This is a genomic window from Aquimarina penaris (assembly GCF_040786285.1).
Classification (GTDB): Bacteria; Bacteroidota; Bacteroidia; order Flavobacteriales; family Flavobacteriaceae; genus Aquimarina.
This window is the reverse complement of record NZ_JBFMKQ010000001.1, coordinates 424,642-450,057: the sequence shown is the minus strand read 5'-3', so window position 1 is coordinate 450,057 and position 25,416 is coordinate 424,642. Positions and strand designations below refer to the sequence as shown.

The following is a 25,416-nucleotide window of genomic DNA, read 5'->3' as shown; positions in this document are numbered from 1 at the left end:
TGTTTTACTTCTCCTAAAATGATGTGCTTTTATGATTTACCTTTATCCAGGTATCATCTTATTAATTATAGTTTGTATTGTTTCAAGAATTTAAGAATTATATAAAAAAACATCCAAAGCGTTTCGTTGTTATTGGTATACTAGTGATTTGGTATTTTTTTTCGTTACCCAAACCATTATTTAATGACCCTACGGCAACAATAATAGAAACTAGAAAAGGAGAATTATTGGGAGCTAAAATTGCTAAAGATGGGCAATGGCGTTTTCCCGAAACCGATAGTGTGCCCCATAAATTTAAGCAATGTATTATAGCTTTTGAAGACCAACAGTTTTATCGCCATCCGGGGTTTAATCCAAAGGCAATGATAGAAGCTATTGCACAAAATATTGAAGCAGGCAAGGTTGTACGTGGCGGAAGCACTATCACTCAACAAGTAATCAGACTGGCACGAAAAGGGAAAAAAAGGACATATATTGAGAAGCTAAAAGAATTAATTTTAGCCACACGATTAGAGCTAGGATTTTCAAAAGAGAATATTCTAAAACTATATGCTTCTCATGCACCTTTTGGCGGAAATGTTGTGGGGATCGATATGGCCGCTTGGCGTTACTTTGGTTTGCCGGCATATCAACTCTCCTGGGCAGAAAGTGCTACATTGGCTGTCTTACCGAATGCACCTTCATTAATTTATCCCGGAAAGAATCAAAGTAGATTACTGGAGAAAAGAAATAGAGTACTTCAAATACTTTTAGAACAGCAAACTATCGATTCGTTAACCTATGAATTATCGGTTAGTGAGCGTTTACCACAAAAACCATACTTTTTACCACAAATTTCACCTCATTTTTTAGATAATTTGGCAAGAAAGTACAATGGACAACGAGTACAAACAACTATAGATATAATACTACAGAAGCAAGTTAATCAAATAGTAAAGCAACATTACGAAGTTTTGAAACAAAACGAAGTACATAACATGGCAGTGTTGGTTATTGATGTAGATTCTAGAGAAGTCCTAAGCTATGTCGGTAATACACCAACCGATAAGAATCATCAAAAAGATGTTGATATTGTTTTAGCCAATAGAAGTACGGGTAGCACTCTTAAACCATTGTTGTATGCTGCCATGATGGATAAGGGTGAATTGTTACCAGAGCAATTAGTATCTGATATCCCTACCGTTATTGCCGGATATAATCCAAAGAATTTTGATGAACGTTACAGTGGAGCAGTTCCTGCAAATCGAGCGTTGGCGAGATCTTTAAATGTTCCTGCTGTGCGATTATTACAACAATACGGTTTACAACGATTTAGAGATAAACTCAATGCATTTAACATTAAGGGATTAAAATATAATGCCGATCATTATGGTTTATCATTGATTGTAGGTGGCGCAGAAGGTAGTCTTTGGGATTTGTGTAAGACATATGCTGCATTTGCCGGAACATTAAATCATTATCAAAGCTCATCAAGCGAATATTTTACCAAAGAGTTTGTAGAGCCTATTGTATTGGCAAAAAACCAGGTTGATTTCGGTAAAAAAAGGCCACAAAAACAGGTGTATGGTGCAGGAAGTATCTGGTTAACCTTTGAAGCAATGAAAAAAGTAAACCGCCCAGAGGGTGATGAAGCATGGGAATTTTATGACTCCTCTCGAGAAATAGCCTGGAAAACCGGAACCAGTTTTGGTAATCGGGATGCCTGGGCAATAGGAGTTAGTCAAAAACACGTTGTAGGCGTCTGGATTGGTAACGCCGATGGAGAAGGGCGCCCAGAACTTACAGGATTAAATGCGGCAGCTCCCGTGTTGTTTGATGTATTTAATCTGTTGCCACATGTTACATGGTTTCCTGCTCCCTATGATGATTTGGTAGAAGTGACCACTTGTACTAAAAGTGGTTTTCTTGCAAGCAGTAATTGTCCTTCTAAGCAGATGTATGTTCCCGATTCCGGAAACAGAACAAAACCTTGTATATTTCATCAATTGGTGCATTTGGATTTGGCTCAACAATATCGTGTTAACTCTTCTTGCGAACCAGTGATGGATATTATTCATAAACCATGGTTTGTATTGCCCCCGTTACAGGAGTATTTTTTTAAAACCAATAATGCAGCGTATAGGTCACTACCACCATATCGATCGGATTGTATAATAGAAAACCAAGAAAGGATGGATTTCATATTTCCAAAAGCCAATAGCAGCATGTATTTGCCAAAAGGATTTGATGGTAAGATTAATGAAGTAATCCTAAAAATAGCCCACACTAACCCCGAGACACAGGTATTTTGGTATCTAGATGATGAGTTTATTGGTACCACTAAACAATTTCATGAAATGCCTGTGTTGCCTAAACCCGGTCTACATTTTATTACAGTTCTAGATGAAAAAGGCAATGAATTGAAGCGAAGAATTGAAATAAAGCAATAATTTATGGCACCGGTGGATTATTGTTTGTAAATTAATAAATCAAAAATAATAGTGTAAATAATTGAATAACAATTGGTAAACTCAATTGTACCAATGTCTGCAAATGTTAAATAGTCATAAATGACTAAAAATATTTATATTTATATAAAAAAATAGCTACTTTTATACGAAAAAAGGAAAATGGCTACGAAACAAAGGATACTAGATCAGGCTCTTAAAACCTTTAATAAATCAGGATATGGTGCTGTCAATCTTTTTGAATTGGCAAAATCTCTTGATATGAGTAGGGGTAATATGACCTATCATTTTAAGGATAAAGAAGCGCTTTTAAAAGAGATAACAGATCAATTATGGGATAAGTTGGCAAATGTAAGAGAGGCAAAGAGCATACCTTCTTTTCAGAACTTACATAACGACGCTCAGCTTTACTACGGATTACAAAAAGAATATTCTTTCATTTTTCATGATAACCAAGTATTAAAGCATCCATTGATTGCTTCCAAAATGAAACAACTTTGCGAAAAAATGATTAAAGACATAGAAATCGCAATAGCGTTTTCAATTCAATTAGGAAACATGAAACCTGAACCGGTTCAAGGAGTTTATAAAAATTTAGTACTCACTTCCTGGATGTTAATGTTCTTTTGGCCTTCGCAACAAGCAATTAGAGGAGACAAAACCAAAGATGATGGAGAAAAAGTTATTTGGAGTTTGTTATTACCTCATCTAACAGAAAAAGGCCTCGCGTCCTTTAAAAAATTCTTTGGCGAAGATTATCATGCAAGTATGGGTGAGAAGTTTGATCATAATATGGATTCGTATTTAACTTTTTAATTTTTTAGTATGAGCAACCCGGGTATTCCAAATTATGATTCGCTTCCAGAGTATTTTTATCATTGGGTAAAGAAGAAACCCGACTTTCCTTTTCTAAAACAACCTAAAGGGAATCAATGGAAAATACTAACCTTTTTAGAGGCATACAAAGAGGCTTCTAAAATGACCAGTGCATTACAAAAACTAGGGTTACAACAAGGAGATCATGTTGCCATATATTCTAAAAATTGTTACCATTGGATACTTACAGACTTAGCCATTATGATGGGAGGTTTTGTATCGGTACCTCTATACTATAACCTTTCTGCAACTCAATTAGGCCATGTACTTACTCAATCAGATTCTAAAGTAGTTTTTGTCGGAAAATTAGATAGTTGGTCTGGACACGCTGAAGAAATTGCTGATGACACCCAAATTATACGTTTTTCTCATTATCAAGGAAATGCACAAGTCACCGAAGGGGTACTTTGGGACGACTTAGTTTCAGAAAATGAACCTTTAACTCAGGGTTATATTCCTGATCCTAAAGAAGTATGGACGATTATGTTTACTTCTGGAACCACCGGAACGCCAAAAGGAGTGATGCATACACATCAAACTCCGGTGAGAATTATTAAAGATGATAATGAAAATGATTGGATAGGCATTGCAAATTATCCAGAACCCCAATTGTTGTCATATTTGCCATTAAATCATGTGGCCGAAAAGATAGGTGTATATGCTGTTGCCTTAATGATGGGGGGTACTATTTCTTTTGGAGAGAGTATTGAAACATTTGCTAAAAATTTACAAGACACCCAACCTACAATATTTTTTGCAGTCCCCAGAATATGGACAAAATTCTATTTGGCTGTAGTTCATAAACTATCTCTAAAAAAGCAACAACTATTATTTCGGATCCCCATACTTTCGGGAATAATAAAAAAGAAAATTCGATATGGTTTGGGCATGGCCAATGCAAAAGTGGTGGCTACGGGATCTGCAATTACACCTGCTTATTTGAAAAAATGGTATGCAAGTCTTGGTATTCATCTTATCGAGGCTTATGGTATGACAGAAGTTTGTGGTTCGATAACAAATTCTCCTATGCGAGATGCTCCTAAGGATTCGGTAGGCAAACCAGTCCCGGGTTGTGAAGTAAAAATCGATCCAAAGACAAAAGAAGTACTTATGAAATCCCCCTATATGATGAAGGGGTACTATAAAGATCCGGATTTAACTGCTAAAGTTTTGAAAAATGGCTGGTTGCATAGTGGAGATAAAGGGAGTTTTGATGAAAATGGTTTCCTAAAAATCATTGGGCGTGTCTCTGATGCTTTTAAGACCAGTAAAGGTAAATATATAACTCCTAATCCTTTAGAAGAAAAAATAGAAAAGAATGAGTTGATTGAACAGGTTTGTATTGCAGGACTCGGGATACCCCAGCCCATTGCAATAGTTAACCTTTCAGAAGTAGCACAATCCGTTCCTAAAGAAGAAATAGAGTCATCATTAGACAATACATTGGTTTCTCTTAACGAAGATTTGGCTAATTATACACGTGTGTCTACCATCATTGTAGATTCTAAAATTTGGAATACCGAAAATGCATTACTGACTCCAACACTTAAAATAAGAAGAGGAGAAATAGACAATCAGTTTGGTGAAAATTTTCTGGATTGGCATAATGACAAAAAAAATGTAATATGGATATAGGTAAAACAGCTCTTATAACTGGTGGCTCTAGCGGGATTGGTTTTACTATCTCCAGATATTTTTTGAAAGCGGGATATCGATTATTATGGGTTTCTCTTTCACAAAAAGAAATAGATGCAGCGCAATCCCAATTAAATACAGAAGTTTCTGATAGTGAAATACATTCACTAGAAATTGATCTCTCGTTGTCTGATGCTGCACAAAAAGTATATGAATGGGTAAAAGAAAACAATTGGACTATTGATGTATTGATTAATAATGCAGGTTTTGGCACCTATGGCTTTAGTAATGAGATAGATCTTGATAGAGAGTTAAATATGATTGACCTTAACGTGATCAACGTTTACAAAATGACACGATTTTTCTTAAAAAATATGATAGAAGACAATAAGGGAACCATCATCAATATTAGTTCTAATACTTCTTTTCAGCCCACCCCAAAACTTAGTGCCTATGGAGCAACTAAATCTTTCGTTAAACATTTTAGCAGGAGTATTAATGAAGAATTGAAAATGCTTAATTCGAATGTTAAAGTAATGTGCGTTTGTCCATCGGCTATAAAGGATACTAATTTTAGGAAAGCTGGTAAAATGGATAACTTAAAAACCTTTAGTGGGTTAGCCACAACCACTTCAGAAGAGGTAGCCAAAGATGTATGGAATGGTTTTGTAAAGCAGAAAGACATCGTAATAAGTGGGTGGAAAATGAGGATTCTGCATCGAATATCGGGGATAGTACCTTATGGAATTCAACAGTTTTTGGTCAGAAAAGAAATTAAAGAAATATAGTACATGAGAGCATTAACATCTAATATTAATACAGCAAGCGCTTCTTTTAAAGAAAATAAAGAAGCTATGCTCGAATTGGTAGAAAAACTGAATAAGCATCTCGAAGAAAGTCGCTTTCAAGGAAAAGAAAAATCTATAGATCGTGCGAGAAGTAGAAACAAGTTTTTGGCTCGTGAGCGTATAGAGTTGCTTTTAGATAAAGACAGTCCATTTCTTGAGCTTTTGCCGCTGGCCGGGATGCAAAATAAAGGAGGGTTTGGAGCAGGAGGTACCAGTGTAGCTGGAATAGGATTGGTTGAAGGCAAACTATGCATGATCAATTCTAATGTAGGAACCCGTAAGGGAGGATCGGTAGATTATGCAACCGTTTTTAAGGGCTTTCGAATTGGTCAAATTATCAGAGAGTGTAAACTACCTTCTATAAACTTGGTAGAGAGTGGTGGTGCTAATCTTCCGGATCAAGCTAAAATATTTAATTATGGAGGTGAAGGGTTTAGAGAAATTACCAGAAGATCTGAGATGGGGATTCCTACGATATCGGTTGTTTTTGGGAATGCCACAGCCGGAGGAGCTTATGTGCCTGGGATGTCTGATTACGCCATCTTTCAAAAACAAGCTGCAAAAGTATTTTTGGCTGGCCCTCCGTTGGTAAAAATGGCAACGAATGAAGAATCTACCGATGAAGAGTTGGGCGGAGCAGAAATGCATAGCCGTGTTTCTGGGGTTACAGATTATCTAGCCCAAGATGAGCTCGATGCTATAAGAATTGCAAGAGAGATTATGGAGTTTATCCCCGCATCTACCCCGCATCTTGTACCAGAATTGCCTATAAAAGAACCTCTTTTTTCGAATGATGAAATTCTTGGTGTTGTGCCGGTAGATATCAAAACACCTTTTGATGTGCGAGAATTAATTATGCGCATTACTGATGGTTCAGAGTTTTCAGAGTTTAAATCAGAATACGGAAGCACTATGGTTTGCGGATGGGCTAAAATACATGGGTACCCAGTTGGGATTCTTGGTAATAATGGTGTTATTTTCTCAGAATCAGCTAACAAAGGAGCTCAATTTATACAATTATCCAATCAAAAAAACATTCCGTTATTGTTCTTGCAAAATACTACCGGATATATGGTCGGGAAAGAATACGAAGAAGGTGGTATTATAAAAAATGGAGCAAAGCTTATTAATGCGGTTTCTAATAGTAAGGTACCTTCTATTACATTGATGATAGGTTCCTCTTTTGGCGCAGGTAATTATGGTATGAATGGTAGATCGTATGAACCCAATTTCCTTTTTGCATACCCCAACTCCAAAATTGGAGTGATGGGATCGCAGCAATTGGCTGGGGTGATGAAAATTATACAACAAACTTCGGCTAAGGCAAAAGGGGTTCCGTATGATGAAGAACAAGCCAAAATGATCGAGGGGATGCTTATCGCAGAGGCAGAATCAAAATCCTCGGCTTGGCATTCTACATCAGAGCTTTGGGATGATGGGGTAATCAATCCTAAAGAAACGAGAAACTATTTAGGTTTTTCTTTGGCCGTGTTATACAATCAAAAAATTAAAGGAACTAGTAGTTACGGTGTTTGGAGACACTAGAATTTATGGAATGAATATGCAAAATATAAATACAATACTAATTGCTAATAGGGGAGAGATAGCCTCCAGAATTATACGCACCTGTAAGAAAATGGGGATTACATGTGTAGCAGTATATTCTGAAGCTGATAAAAATGCGCCTTTTGTTAAACAAGCGGATGTAGCGATTCATATTGGTGATCCAGAACCTATAAAATCATATTTGGATCAGGATAAAATTATCGCTGCTGCATTACAATCAGGAGCAGATGCCATACATCCTGGTTATGGGTTTTTATCAGAAAACGCCTCTTTTGCGCAACATTGTGCAGATAAAGGGATCATTTTTATAGGTCCTAAACCACAGGCGATAGCTGCTATGGGTTCTAAATCGCAGGCCAAAGCCATCATGGAAAAATCAGGAGTTCCTGTGATTCCGGGATATAAAGGAAAGGATCAATCTGATGCTACCTTAAAAGCAGAAGCCCTAAAAATTGGATTTCCGCTATTGCTTAAGGCTACCGCCGGCGGTGGAGGAAAAGGAATGAGAATCGTCTATGAAGAAAAGGAGATCCAAAATGCCATTGCTTCAGCAAAACGTGAAGCACAGAGCGCTTTTGGAGATGATGAACTGTTGATCGAAAAATATATAGAATCCGGGAGGCATATTGAGTTTCAGATTTTTGGAGATCAACAAGGTAATGTGATCCACTTGTTAGAAAGAGAATGCTCGATTCAGCGCCGTTATCAAAAGGTGGTCGAAGAAAGTCCTTCTCCAATTATGACCGATGAATTAAGAATAAAAATGGGCGAAGCAGCAGTTTTGGCTGCCAAAGCACTGGATTATGATAATGCCGGGACAGTAGAGTTTATTTTTGACGATACCACAGGAAATTTTTATTTCCTTGAAGTCAATACAAGATTACAGGTCGAGCATCCCGTTACCGAAGCCGTTACCGGACTTGATTTAGTACAAATGCAAATAGAATCGGCTCAGGGCCTTGCGTTACAAATTAAACAAGAAGAGGTGCAAGCAGATGGGTATGCGATCGAAGTAAGGTTGTATGCTGAAGATGCTTCAAATAATTTTGCCCCCGTTACCGGAACCGTGCATAAATTTGATTTCCCAAAGGTTGAAGGGCTTCGGGTAGAATCAGCTATAGCGTCTGGTTCAGAGATTTCTATGTTCTATGATCCTATGATTGCTAAGATCATAGTAAAGGATAAAGACAGGCATACAGCGCATGGAAAACTTAGATACGTGCTTCAGCATTTGATCTGCCAGGGAACTGTAACTAACCAACCTTTATTGCAAACGATTCTTGATCATCAAGAGTTCAATGCAGGAAAATATGACACCCATTTTATTGATAAACAAATCAACCTTTCCAATATAAATGGTCTAACAGAAGAACATGCTGCAGAGATCGCTATTGCGGCTACACTTTTTGGTTGGGATAAAAGAGAGAAATCCAGAAAAATTTTGGGTAGTCTTCCTTCTGGTTGGAGAAACAGCTTTTATGAATACCAAAAAGAAACATTCTTGATCAATGAACAAAAGCTAACCGTTCAATACAAATATGCGGATAAAAATTTCACTTTCCTTATTAATGAAGAAGAGTTTGATGCGGCTATAATTGAAGTAAATGATGAAACAATCCGCCTGAGTATTGATAATGTACAAAAAGACTATTCAATACGTAATGTAACCAACGATTATTTTGTTCATACGGCAACTATCGGAAATGTTCATATGACCAAACAAGATCGTTTTCCGATTAAGGAAAAAGAAAAAATAAACGGAGGATATGAATGCCCGATACCTTCGCAGATTGTTAAAATTCATGTTTCTCCAGGAGATCAAATCAAAGAAGGAGATCCACTTGTTGTTATTTCTTCCATGAAAATGGAAACTCATATAACGGCAGATCAAGAAGGAACAATTGAAGAAATATATGTAGAAGAAGGTAACAATGTAGAGGCCGGATTCTTACTACTTAAAATTAATGAACACTGATATGAATTTTTTTGACGACATACTCATTAAAGATGCTCTTAGCCAAAAATTTGCCTTCATAAAAGTAAGGGTAGAAGATCATGTAATGCATCTCACTTTGAACAGAGCCGAAAAGAAGAATGCCATACACCCACATATGGTGCAGGAAATCGCATTTGCCATGCAATTTGCTAAACAGACTAGTGATATTAGAGCGATTGTTATCGATGCCGCGGGGGATGTCTTTTGTGCAGGAGCGGATTTAAAAGCTTTTATGGGAATGGTAGGAGAATTTGAATCATCGATTCCTGTTGCCAAAGGAGAAGTATTACTCGCAGAGCTTTTTAATAAAGTTCATAAACCTATTATCACAAAAGTAGAAGGCAATGTGTTCGCAGGAGGCTTTTTTTTCCTGGCAGGTGCCAATTATGTGGTATGTACTGAAGGGGTTAAATTAGGATTGCCTGAGGTAAAACGGGGGTTGTTTCCATTTCAGGTAATGGCAGCGCTGCTCGAAATTATGCCAAAACGTATTGTGGTAGACTGGTGTATACGAGGGTATGATTTAGATGTAAAAGATGCCAAAAATTATGGACTTGTTACGCACACGACTACCCAAGAAACCACAGATAAAACCATTGCAAGCTTACTAGGTGAAATCAAGGCAAATTCTCCAACGGCAATTAGGTTAGGTTTAGAAGCACTGGATACTATTAATGAGCAATCGTCTAAACACCAATACCTCATGGAGATGCTACAAAAAACGGTAGGTTCAAAAGATGGGCAAGAAGGTTTACTTGCCTTTAGGCAAAAGAGACAACCTGTTTGGACAGGAGAATGAAGATAACATTATATGAAAATTAAAGAATTATGGCTTTTAAGAAAATGATCCTTTCTGCAGCCCTTACAGGAGCTGCTACTAATAGATCGCATTGTCCGGATATACCTTATACCCCCGAAGAGTTGGGGCTGGAAGCAAAGCGAGCTGTTGATGCCGGCGCATCGATTGTTCATATCCACGCCAGAGAAGATAATGGGATGCCTAGCTGGAGAACCGAGGTATTCGAGCAAATTACAGCAGAAGTACGAAAACACTGTCCCGATGTAATTATTAATTACTCAACAGGAGCCATTGGCCTTTCTATCGAAGATCGATTGAAACATTTACCGGCAACCAAACCCGATATGGCAGCATTCAATATGGGGAGTATGAACTATGCTATTTTTTCTAAAAGCGCGAAACAGTTTATATGGAATGGTGTTTTCGAAAACTCTTTTGATGATATGATTAAGGTGGTAAAAACTATGAACGAAAATAGTATTTGCCCCGAAATGGAATGTTTCGACACAGGTCATATCAGAAATGCAGAACCTTTAAGAGCAATGGGGTTACTGCCAGATAATGCATGTTATAGTTTAGTCATGGGAGTAATGGGTGGGATTCCTGCAACTCCCGAAAATTTAATCCATCAGATAAAACAAGTGCCCGAGGGTGCTTTTTGGCAATCTATAGTGATTAGTCGTAAGCAATGGCAACTCTCTGCAATCGCTGCGGCAATGGGAGGTAACTTTAGAGTAGGATTAGAGGATAACTTCTATCTCCCTAACGGAGAAATGGCAAAATCTAATGGAGAATTGGTTGAAGCAGGGGCATCTCTTGCCAGAATGATCGGCCGGGAAATAGCGACCATAGAAGAAGCCAGAGAAATGCTTAACATACCCACAAAAACAAACGCATAACTATGTTTAAAACAGACACATTTAAGGATCAGGTAGTTCTAGTAACAGGAGGACGATCGGGGATTGGGTTTCAGATCGCTAAAGACTTCTTGCTGTTGGGAGCTAAGGTTATTATTTGTTCTCGTAAAGAAGATCAATTAAAAATTGCTGCTGAGGAATTAGCTGTACATGGAGAACTGTCCTATCAGGCTTGTGATATTCGAAAAGTAGAAGATATTCAGTCGCTAGTCAAAATGATACAAGAAAAATACAAGCGATTAGATATTCTGGTGAATAATGCCGGAGGTCAGTTTCCTGCTTTAGCAGAATATATTAGTGATAAAGGTTGGAACGCAGTTATTAATAATAACCTTAACGGTACTTTCTTAATGATACGCGAGATGGCAAATGCATTTTTTATCCCTCAAAAACATGGAGTCATTGTGAATATTATCGCAGATGTATACCGAGGGTTTCCAGGAATGGCTCATACCGGAGCAGCAAGAGCCGGAGTAGAAAATTTAACCAAAACACTAGCTCAGGAATGGAGTGACTTTAATATTAGAATTAATTGTGTGGCACCAGGAATTATCGAATCCAGCGGACTGGATCAATATCCACAACAAATACAGGATATGTTCGAAGAAGCCGAAAAAGCGATCCCTCTAAAACGATTTGGTAAAGTTGAAGATGTATCAAACGCAGTAACCTTTTTGTCAAGTTCAATGGCAGAATATATCACAGGAATTTCTCTTTATGTAGACGGTGCCCAACATCTGAGTTTTGATAAGATGGGATTAGCTAGAGTACTTAAATCATTTATGTAAGAACTTATGGAATCAAAATTAAAAACAATGAAGGGTGGTGAGTTTTTGATTAAAACCAGTGACCCTAATACTATTTTTACGCCCGAAGATTATACCGAGGAACATCATATGCTTAGAGAAGCTATACGTGATTTCATAAATAAAGAAATCGAACCTCTTAAAGAAGTTTTTGATAGTAAAGAAGGAATTGAAGTAACCCCTAAAATATTAGAAAAACTAGGGGCATTAGGTTTTTTGGCCATCTCTGCTCCCGAAAGTATAGGAGGGATGGGTTGTGATATCAAAACCGATTTGGCTGCTTCCGAAATCATGTCTGAAAGTTTTTCTTTTTCGCAGACTTTAGGTGTTCAAAGAGGGTTGGGAGTCAATACGATACTGTTTTATGGTACCGAAGCGCAAAAAGCAAAATATCTGGATAATATCCTTACCGGAAAATTAAAGTGTTCCTACTGTTTGACAGAACCAGGAGCTGGATCAGATGCAAATTCTGGGAAAACCAAAGCTGTTTTAAGCGAAGATGGGAAACACTACATTTTGAATGGACAAAAAATGTGGATTACCAATGCTGGTTTTGCCGATATATTTTCTGTGTTCTGTAAAATCGAAGGTGATGAAAATTTATCTTGCCTCATTGTAGAAAAAGAATGGGGTGTAAAACTAGGGGTAGAAGAAAATAAATTAGGTATTCATGGATCTTCTACGCGACAAGTGTTTTTTGAAAATGTAAAGGTACCCGTAGAAAATCTATTGGGTGAAAGAAATAAGGGTTTTAAGATTGCAATGAACGCCCTTAATATGGGTCGATTAATGATCGGTATTGCGGGATCGGCCATTGGCAAGAGAACCTTTCGATTGGGAGTACAATATGCCAATCAGAGGATCCAGTTTAAAAAGCCGATTTCATCTTTTGGAGCAATACAGGAAAAGATTGCCAAAATGGCAACCTATATCTACGCTATAGAGTCGGGCTGGAACCGATTGGCAGGAGATATGGATGTTCTTTTTGATGAATTTATTGCAGACGGTTTAGAACCACTTAAAGCCAAGCAACAAGTAGCTCAAGAATTTGCTGCAGAATGCTCTATGATCAAAGTTTTTGGGTCCGAAATAGAACAATTTGTAGTGGATGAAGCCTTACAAATGCATGGAGGAATGGGCTTTTCTGGAGAAAGCGAAATTTCTATTCACTACAGAAACATTAGAGGTAACAGGATTTATGAAGGAACCAATGAAATCAATAGGTTAGTGATACCTGGTACCATCATGAAATATGCGCTTAAAGGAAAATTACCATTAATGCAATCGGCCATGCAGGCCTTTCAAGATTTACAATCCGGAAATTTAAATCCTGCAGACAAGAATAAACCATTTGGTGAATTTGCTTTTGATTTTTTGAATAATTGTAAAAAAGCAGCCCTACTGATTAGTGGACAGGCGATGCAAAAGTTTCAGCAGGATATACAGGAGGAGCAGGAAGTATTATCTCGACTAGCCGATATTATCACACAGCTATATGTATTAGAAGGGGTTATACTAAGAACGTTAAAAAATAAAGAAAAGAATAAAGCCATTCGCGAAGCCATAAGCTCAACCTTTATGCATGAGTCTTCCGACCTTATAAAAGTTGCAGCTAAAGAAATAATTTCTGCGGTTGCTGATGGTGATATGGCGCTAATGACTATTAAGGCTATCAATAAATTAGTACAACTACCAGTTAGTAATATCATTGCTGACCGAAGAACTATTGCGGCCCATTTTATTCAAGAAAATCAATATAAAATTTAAAAAGTAATACAATGAACAGCTATTATTTTGATGAAGGGCATGAATTATTTAGAGAAAGCCTAAGAGCTTTTTTACAAAAAGAAGTAACCCCTAATATAGACCAATGGGAAGAGGATCAGCGTATCCCTAGAGATGTATGGGAAAAGATGGGTAAGATGGGTTTCCTAGGACTTTCGTATCCTGAAGAATTTGGAGGGTCAAACCTTGACTTCTTTTATGACGTTATCTTTTGCGAAGAAATTGCCAAAGTATTTTCTGGTGGATTTGCCATAACGCAAGCTGTAGTTCAATACATGTCTGGACCTTATATTTTAAAATATGGATCGCAACGGCTTAAAGAAAAATACCTGCCAGGAATTATTTCTGGCGAGGCGATTAGTTGTATCGGTATATCAGAACCCACAGCCGGATCTGATGTGGCTAATATAAGAACTACCGCCGTTTTAGAAGGGGATCATTATATTGTTAATGGTTCTAAAACATTTATTACCAATGCGATTTATGGGGATTTTGTAGTATGTGTGGTGAAGACAGATCCAAAAGCAGGTCCTGATGGAGTAAGTTTACTAATCGTAGATCTGGACAAAGAAGGAGTTAGCAAAACAAAATTAAAGAAACTAGGGTGGCATTCATCAGACACGGCTGAGTTGGCTTTTGATAATGTAAAGATCCCCAAAGAGAATCTTATTGGCGAAGAAGGAAAAGGGTTCTATTACCTTATGGGAGGCTTGCAGGTAGAAAGATTAGCCGGAGCTATTATGGGGTATTCGGCTTGTGAGGTTGCAATGGAGTATACATTACAATACATGTCTGAAAGATCGGCTTTTGGAAGACCTATTAATAAGTTTCAGGTATTGAGACACCGAATGGCACAACTGGCTTCCGAAATAGAATCTTGCAAACAATTTGTATTGCATTGCTCTAGGTTAAATGCAGATGGTAAGTATGCCGTTAAAGAATGCTCTATGGCTAAACTATTGGCAACAGAATTGTCGGATAAAACGATGACACAATGTTTACAATCTTTTGGAGGATATGGCTATATTGAAGATTTCAAAATTGCAAGAATGTTTAGAGATAGCAGGATCGGTACGATAGGCGGAGGTACTTCAGAAATAATGAGAGAAATTATAGCCAAAATGGTGATCGATGATGTATCCTATAAACAAGCGAATAATAACAATAATTCAAAAAGTAATAAGAATAATAAAAACGGAAACATTATGAGTAATTTAGAAAGTGTACTAGAAGCGATACAAACAAAAGCCGAACAAGCAGATAGTCTAAACAACACCCTAAAGTTTAACTTTGGTGAAGAACAATTGTATATCGACGGAACAGGAGACAAAAACCAGGTTTCTATAGAGGATAAAGCAGCAGATTGCCAGGTAGATGTGTCTTTTGATGATTTTTTAGCATTAACAAAGGGAGAGCTTAACCCAATGTCAGCTGTAATGGGCGGCAAAATAAAAATCAAAGGTGATATGGGGGTTGCTATGAAATTACAATCCTTATTTTCTTAAACCTGATTTTTAATAACTCTCAAGGATGACTTATGGCTACTGCATTTAATGAAACAGCAATTTCTGTACTAGAGGAAGTGTATGCACTGCAAAATTCGCATTATACTAGTGTAGGAAAGACAAAGGCTTCAGAACGTATTAAGAAGCTGAAGAAATTTCAAAAGGTAATCTTGAAATTCAGAAAAGAACTACAGGAAGCCATGTGGAAGGATTATAGAAAACCGGCAGCCGAAGTTGATCTTACAGAAATTTACCCTGTGCTTCAGGAAATCAGATTTGCTATAAAACATCTAAAGAGTTGGATGAGACCAAAACGTGTTGCAAGACCACTAACCATGATTGGATCAACCTCTTGGGTAACTTATGAACCCAAGGGGATGTGTCTGATTATTGCACCATGGAATTATCCCATGCAACTCCTTTTTGCGCCTCTGGTTTCGGCAATTGCGGCAGGAAATACAGTTATCCTTAAACCTTCAGAGTTTACTACACATACAGTAGAGGTGCTAAAGCGTATTGTTTCCGAAGCATTTGAAGAAAAGGAGATTGCTCTGGTTGAAGGAGGAGTAGACGTTTCTACCTCCTTGCTTAACATGAAATTTAGCCACATATTTTTTACCGGAGCTCCAGAAATTGGGAAAGTGGTCATGTCGGCTGCTTCTAAACATTTGTCTAGTGTAACACTCGAATTAGGAGGAAAGTCACCTACGATTATAGATGAAACCACAAATATTAGCACTGTTGTTCCCAGGATAGCATGGGCCAAATTTGTCAATGCCGGCCAGATATGTATTGCCCCGGATTATGTAATCGTTCATGAAAGCAAAATGGAAGAGTTTGTACAAAAGATGACACAGCAAATAAGGAAGCACTATGGAGAAGATGCTATGAATTCTCCTGACTACCTTAGGGTCATTAGTTCGAAACATTTTTTGCGCTTAAAAGGATATCTGGATAATACAGTGAAGGATGGTGGAAAAGTAATCTACGGCGGGGCAATGAATGAAGCCCAAAATTATATCGAACCCACTTTGGTGATAAACCCTCCAGAGACTTCGGATTTGATGAAACATGAGGTTTTTGGGCCTATTCTACCCATAATTTCTTTTAAGAATAAAGAAGAAGTCATCGAGCTCATTAACTCCAAAGAAAAACCACTGGCGATATACATATATAGTCGTAGTAGAAAAAATATCAAGTATTTCATTGAAAACACGAGTGCCGGGGGTACTTGTATCAATATGTCTGCTGTGCATGTTGGAAACCCTAATTTACCTTTCGGTGGTATAAACAATAGTGGTATCGGTAAATCCAGAGGACATTATGGTTTTATCGAATTTACAAACGAAAGAGCGGTTTTGCATCAAAAACTACCTAGTGCAGTAGAGTTTATGTCCCCACCTTATACCAAATTAAAACAACGATTGATTGATTTAACTCTTAAGTATTTATAGTACCTCTGTTCTTTTATCGTAACGGAAACCCTTTTGCAGCCCACCAAGGATGTATTTCGATGATCAAACGTCCTGCTTTGACCATAGGATCCATATGGGCAAGATTATCTGCCATTTTTTGAGTAGGAGTGTTATAAATAGTGATACCTCTAATATCACCATCATCCCCAAAAGGACCCGAAATATCGGCATATCCTTCTTTATACATTCTTCCTAAATGCTGAAGGTGTAATTTTTGTAAACTATCAGTTTCTTCTTTGTTTTGGGAACGATTGGGTCCACTTTTTAAGAAAGCAATAAAATACTGTTGCATGATCACAGTATCGCCACTTTCTTCATCTATATAATCAAAAGTTTTAAAACCATCTTTTTGTAATTGCTCTTTAATTGCTTTTACTGAAGGGTTTTTGGGCTCTTCGATGATGTCTTTAGTTTCTTTTAATGTATTTTCTTTTGTTAGTTTTTGACAAGAAATAGAGAATAGTATGCTAGAGGTAATACATATTTTAAGCAAGATGGATAAGCGAATGGTATACATGATCTGATGCTTTATAAAATTGAACGCCATCAAATATACCGATTTGATGGCGTTTTTAAGTTGGTTAATGTGTTATGTTCTAATTGGCTTTGTATACTAATCCCACAGAAAAAGAGGATGCTTTATCATAATTTCGGCCTTCCATATTCACAGCGTACCCTGTTGATATTCCAAAGTTGTTTTTGTAAACAGGGACATATAGGTCTAAATTAAGATTGGTATAGTCCACTTCGGTTTCTGGTAATGCGGCAGCACCACCGGCATCTATAAATTCTTGAGAACCAATATCAAATCCACTCAATGAATTTTGTACACCTATTTTTGCATGAGCATAGAACCACTTGTTGTAATATCCAAATTTAGCACTATACATCATCGCGTTAGGAACTTCAAAATCTGAACTGTTTTTTAGGCTGTATACGGCTTGTAGTTCTAAAAACAGGTTTGATGGAGTAGTAAATTGTACAAATCCACAACCATCAAATACAGTGGCACCACTACCTAAAGATAGAATACCAGCGGCTTCATATCCTCCTACAGGTACCGTAACGCCTGTTGCACCTCCTAAAGCTATTTTAGAATCATTTTCGAATTTTTTGTTAAGCACTTTGGCTTTCAGAAAAACATTTAAATCTTGCACGCCTTCTACCTGACTTACCTTTTGTACAGGATCTAAAGCCCCTGTTTCATTCTCGATAGAAATATAGGGTACAGTAGCAGAGGTTGATAGCCAATCTAAAATTCCGTATTCTCCATAAAGACTATAAATAGTTGATGATATTTCTCCCATATTGGCAGGGTTACCAGGAGTGGCCACTTCTCCTCTAAAAAAGTTATTGTAACTTTTTGAAGAATACGATGTAGCAACCGTTAACTCATTTTTTTTTGGAAAAAAACCATTCACTATGGTTTGAGCACTAATTGATGAAATTGATAGCAGACATAGTATCACTATTAATTTCCTTGGGGTAGTTTGCATAGATATAATTTTAAGTTAGTGATATGAAATTATGAATTTCTTATCATTTTAACTAAAATTAACGTTAATTTACTGTTAAAAATAACAAATTAACAGTAATTATTCAATTTTATACGGGAAAACTGTTGTTTCGTTAAGGTGTGCGAGTATTCTTACTTAATTGAGAATTATAATATCTAGAATCACCGGTAACTTCTTTTCCTAACCACCCAGGTTTTAAAAAACTTTCGTTTTCATGACATAATTCAATTTCGGCAATGATTAGTCCTTTATGTTGTCCAGAAAATTCATCTACTTCGATAATATGGCTGCCAGAAGGGATTTCATACCTCATTTTTTCAATAATTCCTTTCTCGCATAAAAGCATTAGTTTTTCGGCATCGGCTAATTCAATTTCTTTTTCCCATTCAAATCGTGAAGTACCCGTTGCATTACCTATTCCTTTTACAGTTAAGAAAGCTTGATCTCCTTTAATTCGTATGCGTACTGTGCGCTCAGGATCGGTGTTTAAAAACCCTTGTACAATACGATAGTTTTTTTGTGCCTCTTTTTTAAAAGCATCAGAAGTTACCAGGAATTTACGTTCTATTTCGATCATGACAATGTGTTGTCATTCCCAATTTCTCGGGAATCTATTTTGGTTCAATTTCTATTTCTGCTCTAACATTACAGATTCATATGGAGAACAATCATCAGTATATTCTCCAATAAATATACCTGCTGTAGCCTTGTTTTTTTCTACAGCATCAATTTTAATGATGATTGTAAAATCGTCTTTTTTATCTTCGTATTTAATGGTTGCATAAGTAACCCCATTGTATTCATCAACTTCAGAACCTGAATTAGAGTTTTTATTAATAGCAGTACCTTTGCATTCTCCAGAGCATAACTGATTTTCATAAAACAACTTATATTCTATTTTGTCTTCGGAGATCCAGTTTACAAATAAAGCCTGGTAGAAACCATCATTGTCATCATCCTGTTGAGCAACGAACATTTTTTTAAATAACTTTTCGTAGATATGTAAACTGTCAGTCTTAAAATAGTATTTTTTTTCAGGTTTTTTCGTTCCTTCAGCCTTTGAGATTTCTGTTTCCTTATCTAAATCAACTTGAGTTTTTTTCTTTTCAAAATTACAAGATGTAAGTAGTATTAATAGTAGTATTAGCTTCTTCATGATATTATATTTTATGAGAAATATCCTTTATCTCATCAGAAAGAACCCTTTTCTTGCCAAAATCATGATTCGCCAACCAAATCATGGCCGAAACGATCGTTTCAGGATCAATTGTTCGGTATTTTTTTAACGAACCGATTAATAAAGGATTAACAACCTTCATGAGCACTTTAAAAAAATACTCGCCTGGTCTTTTTTCGTCTCGTTGCCCACCAATGAGCGAAGGTTGTAAAATATGTGTTTTTGGAATATCAAATTCTAGCACTGCTTCTTCCATTTCACCTTTGGTGCGATTATAGAAAACTCTGCTTTTTGCATCGGCACCCAAGGCGGATATTATGATAAAAGTATCAATGGTATTCGTTTTGCAAAGACGAGCAGCACTTACCGGGATGCCGTAATCAATTTTATGGTACAAATCTTTATCAGAGGTTTTTGAAGCTGTGGTACCAATACAACAAAACACTTCATCTGCAGTAAAATCTTCGGCATAATCTCTTAACTGAAGCATATTGATAAGATGCTCTTCAATTTTTGGATGAGATATACCTGTACTTTTTCTAGAAAAGAGTTTGATTTTGTCATATCGAGCATCATTGATTAGTTGGTGTAACAACATTCCTCCTGTAAGCCCGGTGGCACCCAATATGATTACTGTTTTCATAGAAAAAGAAGCTTTTTCATTCCCGTGAAGACGGGAATCTTATTCATTATTCTGTTTTAACTAAATACAGGATAAAGATATTACAATTTGAATGAGCATATCTATTATTTTTGTAAAGTGGAAGAATTGCAGGCACATAGAAAAATCATACATGTGGATATGGATGCATTCTATGCTTCGGTAGAACAAATGGATAATCCCGAACTTAGAGGAAAACCATTGGCTGTAGGCGGAGGAGGAAAACGTGGCGTAGTAAGTGCGGCTAGTTACGAGGCTCGTGTATTTGGAGTGCGCTCTGCAATGCCTGGTTTTACCGCTAGAAAACTATGTCCTGATCTGATCTTTGTACGTCCTCGATATGATCGATACCAGGAAATTTCGTCTCAAATCCGAAAGATTTTCATTGACTATACCGATTTGGTAGAACCTTTGTCTCTTGATGAAGCCTACCTCGATGTTACCGAAAACAAGAAAGGAAATCCAAGTGCCACTTTAATCGCACAAGAAATAAGGCAACGAATTTTTGATGAAGTGGGATTAACCGCTTCTGCTGGAATATCGGTAAACAAGTTTGTAGCCAAAATCGCTAGTGACTATAACAAACCCAACGGACAAAAAACGGTAAATCCAGAAGACGTGATTGCATTTCTTGAAGATTTAGATGTCAAAAAGTTTTATGGAGTTGGCAAAGTGACCCAGGCCAAGATGTACCAAATGGGGATTTATACTGGGAAAGATTTAAAATCAAAACCCGAAGAGTTTCTTACGCAACATTTCGGAAAATCTGGCGGCCATTATTATCGTATTGTGCGGGGGATACATCGAAGTGAAGTAAAACCAAACCGTGAGCGTAAATCTTTGGCTGCAGAACGTACATTTAGCGAAAACATCTCATCTGAAATCTACATGCTGGAGCGATTAGAAAATATTGCTGAAGAATTACAAAAACGATTAAAACGAAGCAAAGTATCTGGCAGAACAGTAACCCTGAAGATTAAATACAGTGATTTCACACTACAGACCCGAAGTAAAACCTTGCCTTATTTTGTAAATGATGCTACTATTTTGCTGGAGACCTCAAGAGAGTTGTTGTATCAAGAAAAAATGAAGAATTCTGTTCGATTATTAGGAATTTCGCTGTCTAATTTAAATACTGGAAAGAAAAATGACCAGAAAAAGGAGAAAGAGAAAGAAGAAGTAGAAATTATCCAATTACGATTTGATTTTTAGGAAAAAAGCATCAATTTGAGTGTTTTTTGCATTAAAATGAAGAAAAATGTGTTGAAAACAACTTTTTTAGATTAAATATTACACAAAATCTCTGCAGCGCGTTTCAAGGTGTCCTCGGTTTTAGCAAAACAAAATCGCAATACGTGATCATCTTGTTGATGTAGATTAAATACCGAAACCGGAATCGAAGCTAGTTTATGTTCCTTGGTCAGTCTTTCCGCGAAGGCGACATCTCCTTCATCGGTAATGGCAGAATAGTCCAATACCTGAAAATACGTTCCGGCAGCAGGGGAGAAGGTGAATCGAGAATCTTTGATCAATGATAAAAATAGATCCCGTTTCTTCTGATAAAAATCTGGAAGGGATAGATAATTCTCTGGAGTCTTTAAATATTCTGCCAACCCATATTGCATAGGGTGATTACTGCAAAAGACATTAAACTGATGCACTTTTCTGAATTCTATCATTAGCGCTTTGGGAGCAATGCAATATCCCATTTTCCAACCGGTGGTGTGAAATGTTTTCCCAAAAGAAGCGGTAATAAATGCCCGTTCTGCTAATCCCGGAAATAAAGCTGCACTTTGATGTTGTTGACCATCAAAAATAATGTGTTCATACACTTCGTCACTCAGCAAAATGATATCAGTATCTTTTAGTAATTTTTCTAATTGAAGCATATCTTCTTTGGATAAAACACTACCACTTGGATTATGTGGCGAATTGATGATGACCATTTTTGTTTTTGAAGTAATTTTTGAAGCTACTTCTTGCCAATTAACTTTAAAATCAGGCGCTGATAGCTGCACGGGAACGATCGTTCCGCCAAATAATCGAACAGAAGGTTCATAGGAATCATAGGCAGGTTTAAAAATAATCACCTCGTCACCGGGATTTATGAATGCCGAAATAATGGTGAAAATGGCCTGTGTAGCACCCGAGGTTATGGTGACTTCGGTATCGGGGTGATACGTACCACTATATAAGGTATTTGTTTTGTTTGCGATTACTTCTCGTAAAGACATCAAACCGGGCATTGGAGCATATTGATTATATCCTTTTTGCATGCCTTGATGTACCAAATCAATAAGTTTTGGACTAGCGTCAAAGTTGGGAAAGCCCTGAGAGAGGTTAATTGCATCATACTTTGATGCAAGTTGACTCATAACAGTGAAAATTGTGGTATTAACTTCTGGAAGTTTGGAATGTATATGTCGCATGAAGTAAAATTAACATAAATATGAGAGAATACAATTATCAATTGTTTAATGGATGCACTATATTTCAATCGATTTCGTAAATATTATTAGACAAAACATATGGTGTATTTTAAATTCATTATAAATACCATATAAACCAATCAAAATGTTGGTAAAAAGATACGTGAATCCTATTTTTGCTCCACAACTAATTAAACATTTTAAATAATGGGTGGATTGATAAAATCTTCAATAGCTAGAAAAGTTGCCATGGCACTTTCGGGACTTTTCTTAGTTTTTTTCTTATTACAGCACTTTACCATCAATTTTACTTCAATTTTTAGCGCAGATACGTTTAACGAACTTTCTCATTTTATGGGGACCAATCCTTTGGTTCAGTTCGCTTTGCAACCTGTTCTTATTTTTGGAGTAGTTTTTCATTTTGTGATGGGGTTTGTACTAGAGATCAAAAACAGAAACGCGAGAGCGGTTAAATATGCAAAATATGATGGAGGAGCGAATGCTTCATGGATGTCTAGAAATATGATTTATTCTGGAGTTGTGATTCTTGCATTTTTGGGATTACATTTTTATGATTTTTGGGTACCAGAAATGGTACATAAATATGTAGAATTTGCACCAGAAGATCCTACGCGTTACTACCCTGAGTTGCTTCATAAATTTGTTAGTCCGGTACGTACAGGATTATATGCGCTTTCTTTTGTGTTTTTAGCATTACACTTATGGCATGGATTTGCATCTTCGTTTCAATCTGTTGGATTTAATAATAAGTATTCGGTGGCGGCAACCAAGTTTGCTAAAGTTTTTGCTATTGTAATTCCGTTAGGTTTTATCATTATCGCGTTGGTGCTTCACCTTAATCATAATCATTAAAAACACCACTATTATGTCAATTTTAGATTCTAAAATACCTGAAGGTCCACTGGCAGATAAGTGGACAAAACATAAAAATACAATCAATCTTGTAAATCCGGCTAATAAACGTAATATCGATGTTATCGTTGTTGGTACAGGGTTAGCAGGAGGAAGTGCTGCCGCTACACTGGCAGAACTTGGATATAATGTAAAAACATTTTGCTATTCAGATTCACCTCGTAGAGCACACTCAATTGCTGCACAAGGTGGAATTAATGCAGCAAAAAATTATCAAGGCGACGGTGATTCTAACTACCGTTTATTCTATGATACCATAAAAGGAGGAGATTATCGTTCTCGCGAGGCCAATGTATATCGTCTGGCTGAGGTTTCGGGAAATATCATTGACCAATGTGTCGCTCAAGGAGTTCCTTTTGCACGCGAATATGGTGGATTACTTGATAACCGTTCTTTTGGAGGAGTTTTGGTTTCCAGAACATTTTATGCCAAAGGACAAACAGGTCAGCAATTATTGCTAGGAGCATATTCTGCAATGAATCGCCAGATCAATAGAGGAAAAATACAAGCTTTTAACCGTCATGAGATGCTAGATTTGGTAAAGATCGATGGTAAAGCAAGAGGAATTATAGCACGTAACCTGGTTACAGGAGAGATAGAAAGACATTCTGCACATGCGGTAGTATTGGCAACAGGAGGATACGGAAATGTATTCTTTTTAAGTACTAATGCCATGGGAAGTAATGTAATGGCAGCATGGAGAGCGCATCGTAGAGGAGCATTCTTTGCTAACCCATGCTATACTCAGATTCACCCCACATGTATTCCGGTTTCGGGAGATCATCAGTCTAAATTAACGTTAATGTCTGAGTCATTGCGTAATGATGGACGTATATGGGTGCCGAAAAGAATTGAAGATTCTGAAGCGATACGTGCAGGTAAATTAAAGCCTACACAATTAGCCGAAGAAGAAAGAGATTATTACTTAGAGCGTCGTTATCCTGCATTTGGTAACCTGGTACCACGAGATGTGGCGTCCAGAGCTGCAAAAGAACGTTGTGATGCCGGTTTTGGTGTAAATAAAACAGGAGAAGCTGTATACCTTGATTTTGCTTCAGCAATCCAACGATACGGAAAAGAAAAAGCCTTAACCTCTGGAATGCATAATCCTACTGCCGATGAAATTCGCGAATTAGGAGAAAAAGTAATCGAAGACAAGTATGGTAACCTTTTTCAGATGTATGAAAAGATTGTAGATGAGAATCCATATAAAACACCAATGATGATTTACCCGGCGGTACATTATACAATGGGAGGTCTATGGGTAGATTATAACTTACAAACTACAATTCCTGGGTGTTATGCTGCAGGAGAAGCAAATTTCTCTGATCACGGAGCAAACAGGCTGGGAGCATCGGCTTTAATGCAAGGTTTGGCAGACGGATATTTCGTATTACCATATACTATTGGGGATTATTTATCGAATGATATTCGTACCGGAAAAATCCCAACAGATACACCAGAGTTTGATGAAGCAGAAAAGCATGTAAAAGATCGTATCGAGAAATTGATGGGAGGATCAGGACAGCATTCTGTAGATTATTACCATAAAAAATTAGGTAAAATCATGTGGAACAAATGTGGAATGTCTCGTAATGAAAAGGATTTAAAATCTGCGATCGATGAAATTGCTGAATTAAGAGAAGATTTCTGGAAAAATGTAAAAGTGCCTGGAAATGCTAACAGTATGAATCCTGAATTAGAAAAGGCAGGAAGAGTAGCTGATTTCTTAGAATTAGGAGAGGTATTTGCAAAAGATGCATTAGATCGTAATGAATCTTGTGGAGGACACTTTAGAGAAGAATCTGTAGAACAATCAGGAGAGCAAAAAGGGGAAGCACTACGAGACGATAAAAACTTTAAATATGTTTCTGCATGGGAATATAAAGGTGAGCCTAAAGATGCTAAACTACATAAGGAAGATTTGGTCTTCGAAAATATTGAATTAAAAACACGAAGTTATAAATAGTTGATGGTTGATAGTTGTTAGTTTATAGAGACTAAAAATTGGTTTTGAACTAACAACCGACAACTGACAACCAAA

Annotated in this window: 21 protein-coding genes; 15 read left to right on the top strand and 6 right to left on the bottom strand. The window is 37.0% G+C overall.

What is annotated here, in order from left to right; genetic code table 11:
* The first annotated feature begins 77 nt into the window (after positions 1 to 77).
* From pbpC to ABW637_RS01680, 12 genes are all read left to right on the top strand, one after another.
* Positions 78 to 2,429 (top strand): penicillin-binding protein 1C, encoded by a 2,352-nt coding sequence (gene pbpC, locus ABW637_RS01735; protein ID WP_367582903.1) that lies wholly within the window; start codon positions 78 to 80, stop codon positions 2,427 to 2,429.
* A gap of 180 nt (positions 2,430 to 2,609) precedes the next feature.
* Complete coding sequence (locus ABW637_RS01730) at positions 2,610 to 3,263, top strand: TetR/AcrR family transcriptional regulator (protein ID WP_367582902.1); 654 nt, start codon at positions 2,610 to 2,612, stop codon at positions 3,261 to 3,263.
* Positions 3,264 to 3,272: 9 nt separating this feature from the next.
* Complete coding sequence (locus ABW637_RS01725) at positions 3,273 to 4,958, top strand: AMP-binding protein (RefSeq protein WP_367582901.1); 1,686 nt, start codon at positions 3,273 to 3,275, stop codon at positions 4,956 to 4,958.
* On the top strand, positions 4,949 to 5,746 hold the full coding sequence (locus ABW637_RS01720) for an SDR family NAD(P)-dependent oxidoreductase (RefSeq protein ID WP_367582900.1): 798 nt from the start codon (positions 4,949 to 4,951) through the stop codon (positions 5,744 to 5,746). Before ABW637_RS01725 ends, ABW637_RS01720 begins: the two co-directional genes overlap by 10 nt.
* Positions 5,747 to 5,749: 3 nt before the next feature.
* Entirely contained in the window at positions 5,750 to 7,351 is a 1,602-nt protein-coding gene (locus ABW637_RS01715; RefSeq protein ID WP_367582899.1) for an acyl-CoA carboxylase subunit beta, read from the top strand.
* A 10-nt stretch (positions 7,352 to 7,361) separates the two neighbouring features.
* A complete protein-coding gene (locus ABW637_RS01710) occupies positions 7,362 to 9,347 on the top strand; it encodes an acetyl/propionyl/methylcrotonyl-CoA carboxylase subunit alpha (RefSeq protein WP_367582898.1) in 1,986 nt (661 codons plus the stop codon).
* A gap of 1 nt (position 9,348) precedes the next feature.
* A complete protein-coding gene (locus tag ABW637_RS01705) occupies positions 9,349 to 10,167 on the top strand; it encodes an enoyl-CoA hydratase-related protein (protein WP_367582897.1) in 819 nt (272 codons plus the stop codon).
* Positions 10,168 to 10,196: 29 nt separating this feature from the next.
* A complete protein-coding gene (locus ABW637_RS01700; protein WP_367582896.1) occupies positions 10,197 to 11,066 on the top strand; it encodes a beta-keto acid cleavage family enzyme in 870 nt (289 codons plus the stop codon).
* A gap of 2 nt (positions 11,067 to 11,068) precedes the next feature.
* Positions 11,069 to 11,872: an SDR family oxidoreductase gene (locus tag ABW637_RS01695; RefSeq protein WP_367582895.1), complete on the top strand. Its 804-nt coding sequence runs from the start codon at positions 11,069 to 11,071 to the stop codon at positions 11,870 to 11,872.
* A gap of 6 nt (positions 11,873 to 11,878) precedes the next feature.
* Positions 11,879 to 13,657, top strand: coding sequence for an acyl-CoA dehydrogenase FadE (locus ABW637_RS01690; protein WP_367582894.1), 1,779 nt, complete (start codon positions 11,879 to 11,881; stop codon positions 13,655 to 13,657).
* Positions 13,658 to 13,668: 11 nt separating this feature from the next.
* Entirely contained in the window at positions 13,669 to 15,180 is a 1,512-nt protein-coding gene (locus tag ABW637_RS01685; protein ID WP_367582893.1) for an acyl-CoA dehydrogenase family protein, read from the top strand.
* A 32-nt stretch (positions 15,181 to 15,212) separates the two neighbouring features.
* The gene (locus ABW637_RS01680) at positions 15,213 to 16,634 is read left to right on the top strand and encodes an aldehyde dehydrogenase family protein (protein ID WP_367582892.1); all 1,422 of its coding nucleotides are present in this window, start codon (positions 15,213 to 15,215) and stop codon (positions 16,632 to 16,634) included.
* A 13-nt stretch (positions 16,635 to 16,647) separates the two neighbouring features.
* Here the strand turns inward: ABW637_RS01680 and ABW637_RS01675 are convergent, their stop codons facing one another.
* The 5 genes from ABW637_RS01675 to ABW637_RS01655 all read right to left on the bottom strand — a co-directional run bounded on the left by ABW637_RS01675 (position 16,648) and on the right by ABW637_RS01655 (position 19,992).
* Positions 16,648 to 17,172, bottom strand: a complete 525-nt coding sequence (locus ABW637_RS01675; protein ID WP_367582891.1) for a YciI family protein — start codon at positions 17,170 to 17,172, stop codon at positions 16,648 to 16,650.
* Between the two features lie 79 nt (positions 17,173 to 17,251).
* Positions 17,252 to 18,151, bottom strand: coding sequence for a hypothetical protein (locus ABW637_RS01670; RefSeq protein ID WP_367582890.1), 900 nt, complete (start codon positions 18,149 to 18,151; stop codon positions 17,252 to 17,254).
* 133 nt (positions 18,152 to 18,284) lie between these two features.
* Positions 18,285 to 18,749, bottom strand: coding sequence for a CYTH domain-containing protein (locus ABW637_RS01665; protein WP_367582889.1), 465 nt, complete (start codon positions 18,747 to 18,749; stop codon positions 18,285 to 18,287).
* A gap of 51 nt (positions 18,750 to 18,800) precedes the next feature.
* Positions 18,801 to 19,328 carry a hypothetical protein gene (locus ABW637_RS01660; RefSeq protein WP_367582888.1) on the bottom strand — a complete coding sequence of 176 codons (528 nt, stop codon included), beginning with the start codon at positions 19,326 to 19,328 and terminating at the stop codon, positions 18,801 to 18,803.
* 4 nt (positions 19,329 to 19,332) lie between these two features.
* Complete coding sequence (locus tag ABW637_RS01655) at positions 19,333 to 19,992, bottom strand: NAD-dependent epimerase/dehydratase family protein (protein ID WP_367582887.1); 660 nt, start codon at positions 19,990 to 19,992, stop codon at positions 19,333 to 19,335.
* A gap of 87 nt (positions 19,993 to 20,079) precedes the next feature.
* Between ABW637_RS01655 and dinB the strand changes: the two genes are divergently transcribed.
* Positions 20,080 to 21,222 carry a DNA polymerase IV gene (dinB, locus tag ABW637_RS01650; protein ID WP_367582886.1) on the top strand — a complete coding sequence of 381 codons (1,143 nt, stop codon included), beginning with the start codon at positions 20,080 to 20,082 and terminating at the stop codon, positions 21,220 to 21,222.
* 71 nt (positions 21,223 to 21,293) lie between these two features.
* Here the strand turns inward: dinB and ABW637_RS01645 are convergent, their stop codons facing one another.
* A complete protein-coding gene (locus ABW637_RS01645; protein WP_367582885.1) occupies positions 21,294 to 22,439 on the bottom strand; it encodes a methionine aminotransferase in 1,146 nt (381 codons plus the stop codon).
* A 207-nt stretch (positions 22,440 to 22,646) separates the two neighbouring features.
* Here ABW637_RS01645 and ABW637_RS01640 point away from each other — a divergent pair, with 207 nt between their 5' ends.
* Positions 22,647 to 23,312, top strand: a complete 666-nt coding sequence (locus tag ABW637_RS01640; protein ID WP_367582884.1) for a succinate dehydrogenase cytochrome b subunit — start codon at positions 22,647 to 22,649, stop codon at positions 23,310 to 23,312.
* Positions 23,313 to 23,325: 13 nt separating this feature from the next.
* Positions 23,326 to 25,341, top strand: a complete 2,016-nt coding sequence (locus ABW637_RS01635) for a fumarate reductase/succinate dehydrogenase flavoprotein subunit (RefSeq protein ID WP_367582883.1) — start codon at positions 23,326 to 23,328, stop codon at positions 25,339 to 25,341.
* The last annotated feature ends 75 nt before the right edge of the window (positions 25,342 to 25,416 follow it).

What these genes read in the sequence shown, in the direction of transcription:
- ABW637_RS01730 (WP_367582902.1), top strand. Translation starts at nt 2,610, where the DNA reads ATGGCTACGAAACAAAGGATACTAGATCAGGCTCTTAAAACCTTTAAT.
- ABW637_RS01725 (WP_367582901.1), top strand. Translation starts at nt 3,273, where the DNA reads ATGAGCAACCCGGGTATTCCAAATTATGATTCGCTTCCAGAGTATTTT.
- ABW637_RS01720 (WP_367582900.1), top strand. Translation starts at nt 4,949, where the DNA reads ATGGATATAGGTAAAACAGCTCTTATAACTGGTGGCTCTAGCGGGATT.
- ABW637_RS01715 (WP_367582899.1), top strand. Translation starts at nt 5,750, where the DNA reads ATGAGAGCATTAACATCTAATATTAATACAGCAAGCGCTTCTTTTAAA.
- ABW637_RS01710 (WP_367582898.1), top strand. Translation starts at nt 7,362, where the DNA reads ATGAATATGCAAAATATAAATACAATACTAATTGCTAATAGGGGAGAG.
- ABW637_RS01705 (WP_367582897.1), top strand. Translation starts at nt 9,349, where the DNA reads ATGAATTTTTTTGACGACATACTCATTAAAGATGCTCTTAGCCAAAAA.
- ABW637_RS01700 (WP_367582896.1), top strand. Translation starts at nt 10,197, where the DNA reads ATGGCTTTTAAGAAAATGATCCTTTCTGCAGCCCTTACAGGAGCTGCT.
- ABW637_RS01695 (WP_367582895.1), top strand. Translation starts at nt 11,069, where the DNA reads ATGTTTAAAACAGACACATTTAAGGATCAGGTAGTTCTAGTAACAGGA.
- ABW637_RS01690 (WP_367582894.1), top strand. Translation starts at nt 11,879, where the DNA reads ATGGAATCAAAATTAAAAACAATGAAGGGTGGTGAGTTTTTGATTAAA.
- ABW637_RS01685 (WP_367582893.1), top strand. Translation starts at nt 13,669, where the DNA reads ATGAACAGCTATTATTTTGATGAAGGGCATGAATTATTTAGAGAAAGC.
- ABW637_RS01680 (WP_367582892.1), top strand. Translation starts at nt 15,213, where the DNA reads ATGGCTACTGCATTTAATGAAACAGCAATTTCTGTACTAGAGGAAGTG.
- ABW637_RS01675 (WP_367582891.1), bottom strand. Translation starts at nt 17,172, where the DNA reads ATGTATACCATTCGCTTATCCATCTTGCTTAAAATATGTATTACCTCT.
- ABW637_RS01670 (WP_367582890.1), bottom strand. Translation starts at nt 18,151, where the DNA reads ATGCAAACTACCCCAAGGAAATTAATAGTGATACTATGTCTGCTATCA.
- ABW637_RS01665 (WP_367582889.1), bottom strand. Translation starts at nt 18,749, where the DNA reads ATGATCGAAATAGAACGTAAATTCCTGGTAACTTCTGATGCTTTTAAA.
- ABW637_RS01660 (WP_367582888.1), bottom strand. Translation starts at nt 19,328, where the DNA reads ATGAAGAAGCTAATACTACTATTAATACTACTTACATCTTGTAATTTT.
- ABW637_RS01655 (WP_367582887.1), bottom strand. Translation starts at nt 19,992, where the DNA reads ATGAAAACAGTAATCATATTGGGTGCCACCGGGCTTACAGGAGGAATG.
- ABW637_RS01645 (WP_367582885.1), bottom strand. Translation starts at nt 22,439, where the DNA reads ATGCGACATATACATTCCAAACTTCCAGAAGTTAATACCACAATTTTC.
- ABW637_RS01640 (WP_367582884.1), top strand. Translation starts at nt 22,647, where the DNA reads ATGGGTGGATTGATAAAATCTTCAATAGCTAGAAAAGTTGCCATGGCA.
- ABW637_RS01635 (WP_367582883.1), top strand. Translation starts at nt 23,326, where the DNA reads ATGTCAATTTTAGATTCTAAAATACCTGAAGGTCCACTGGCAGATAAG.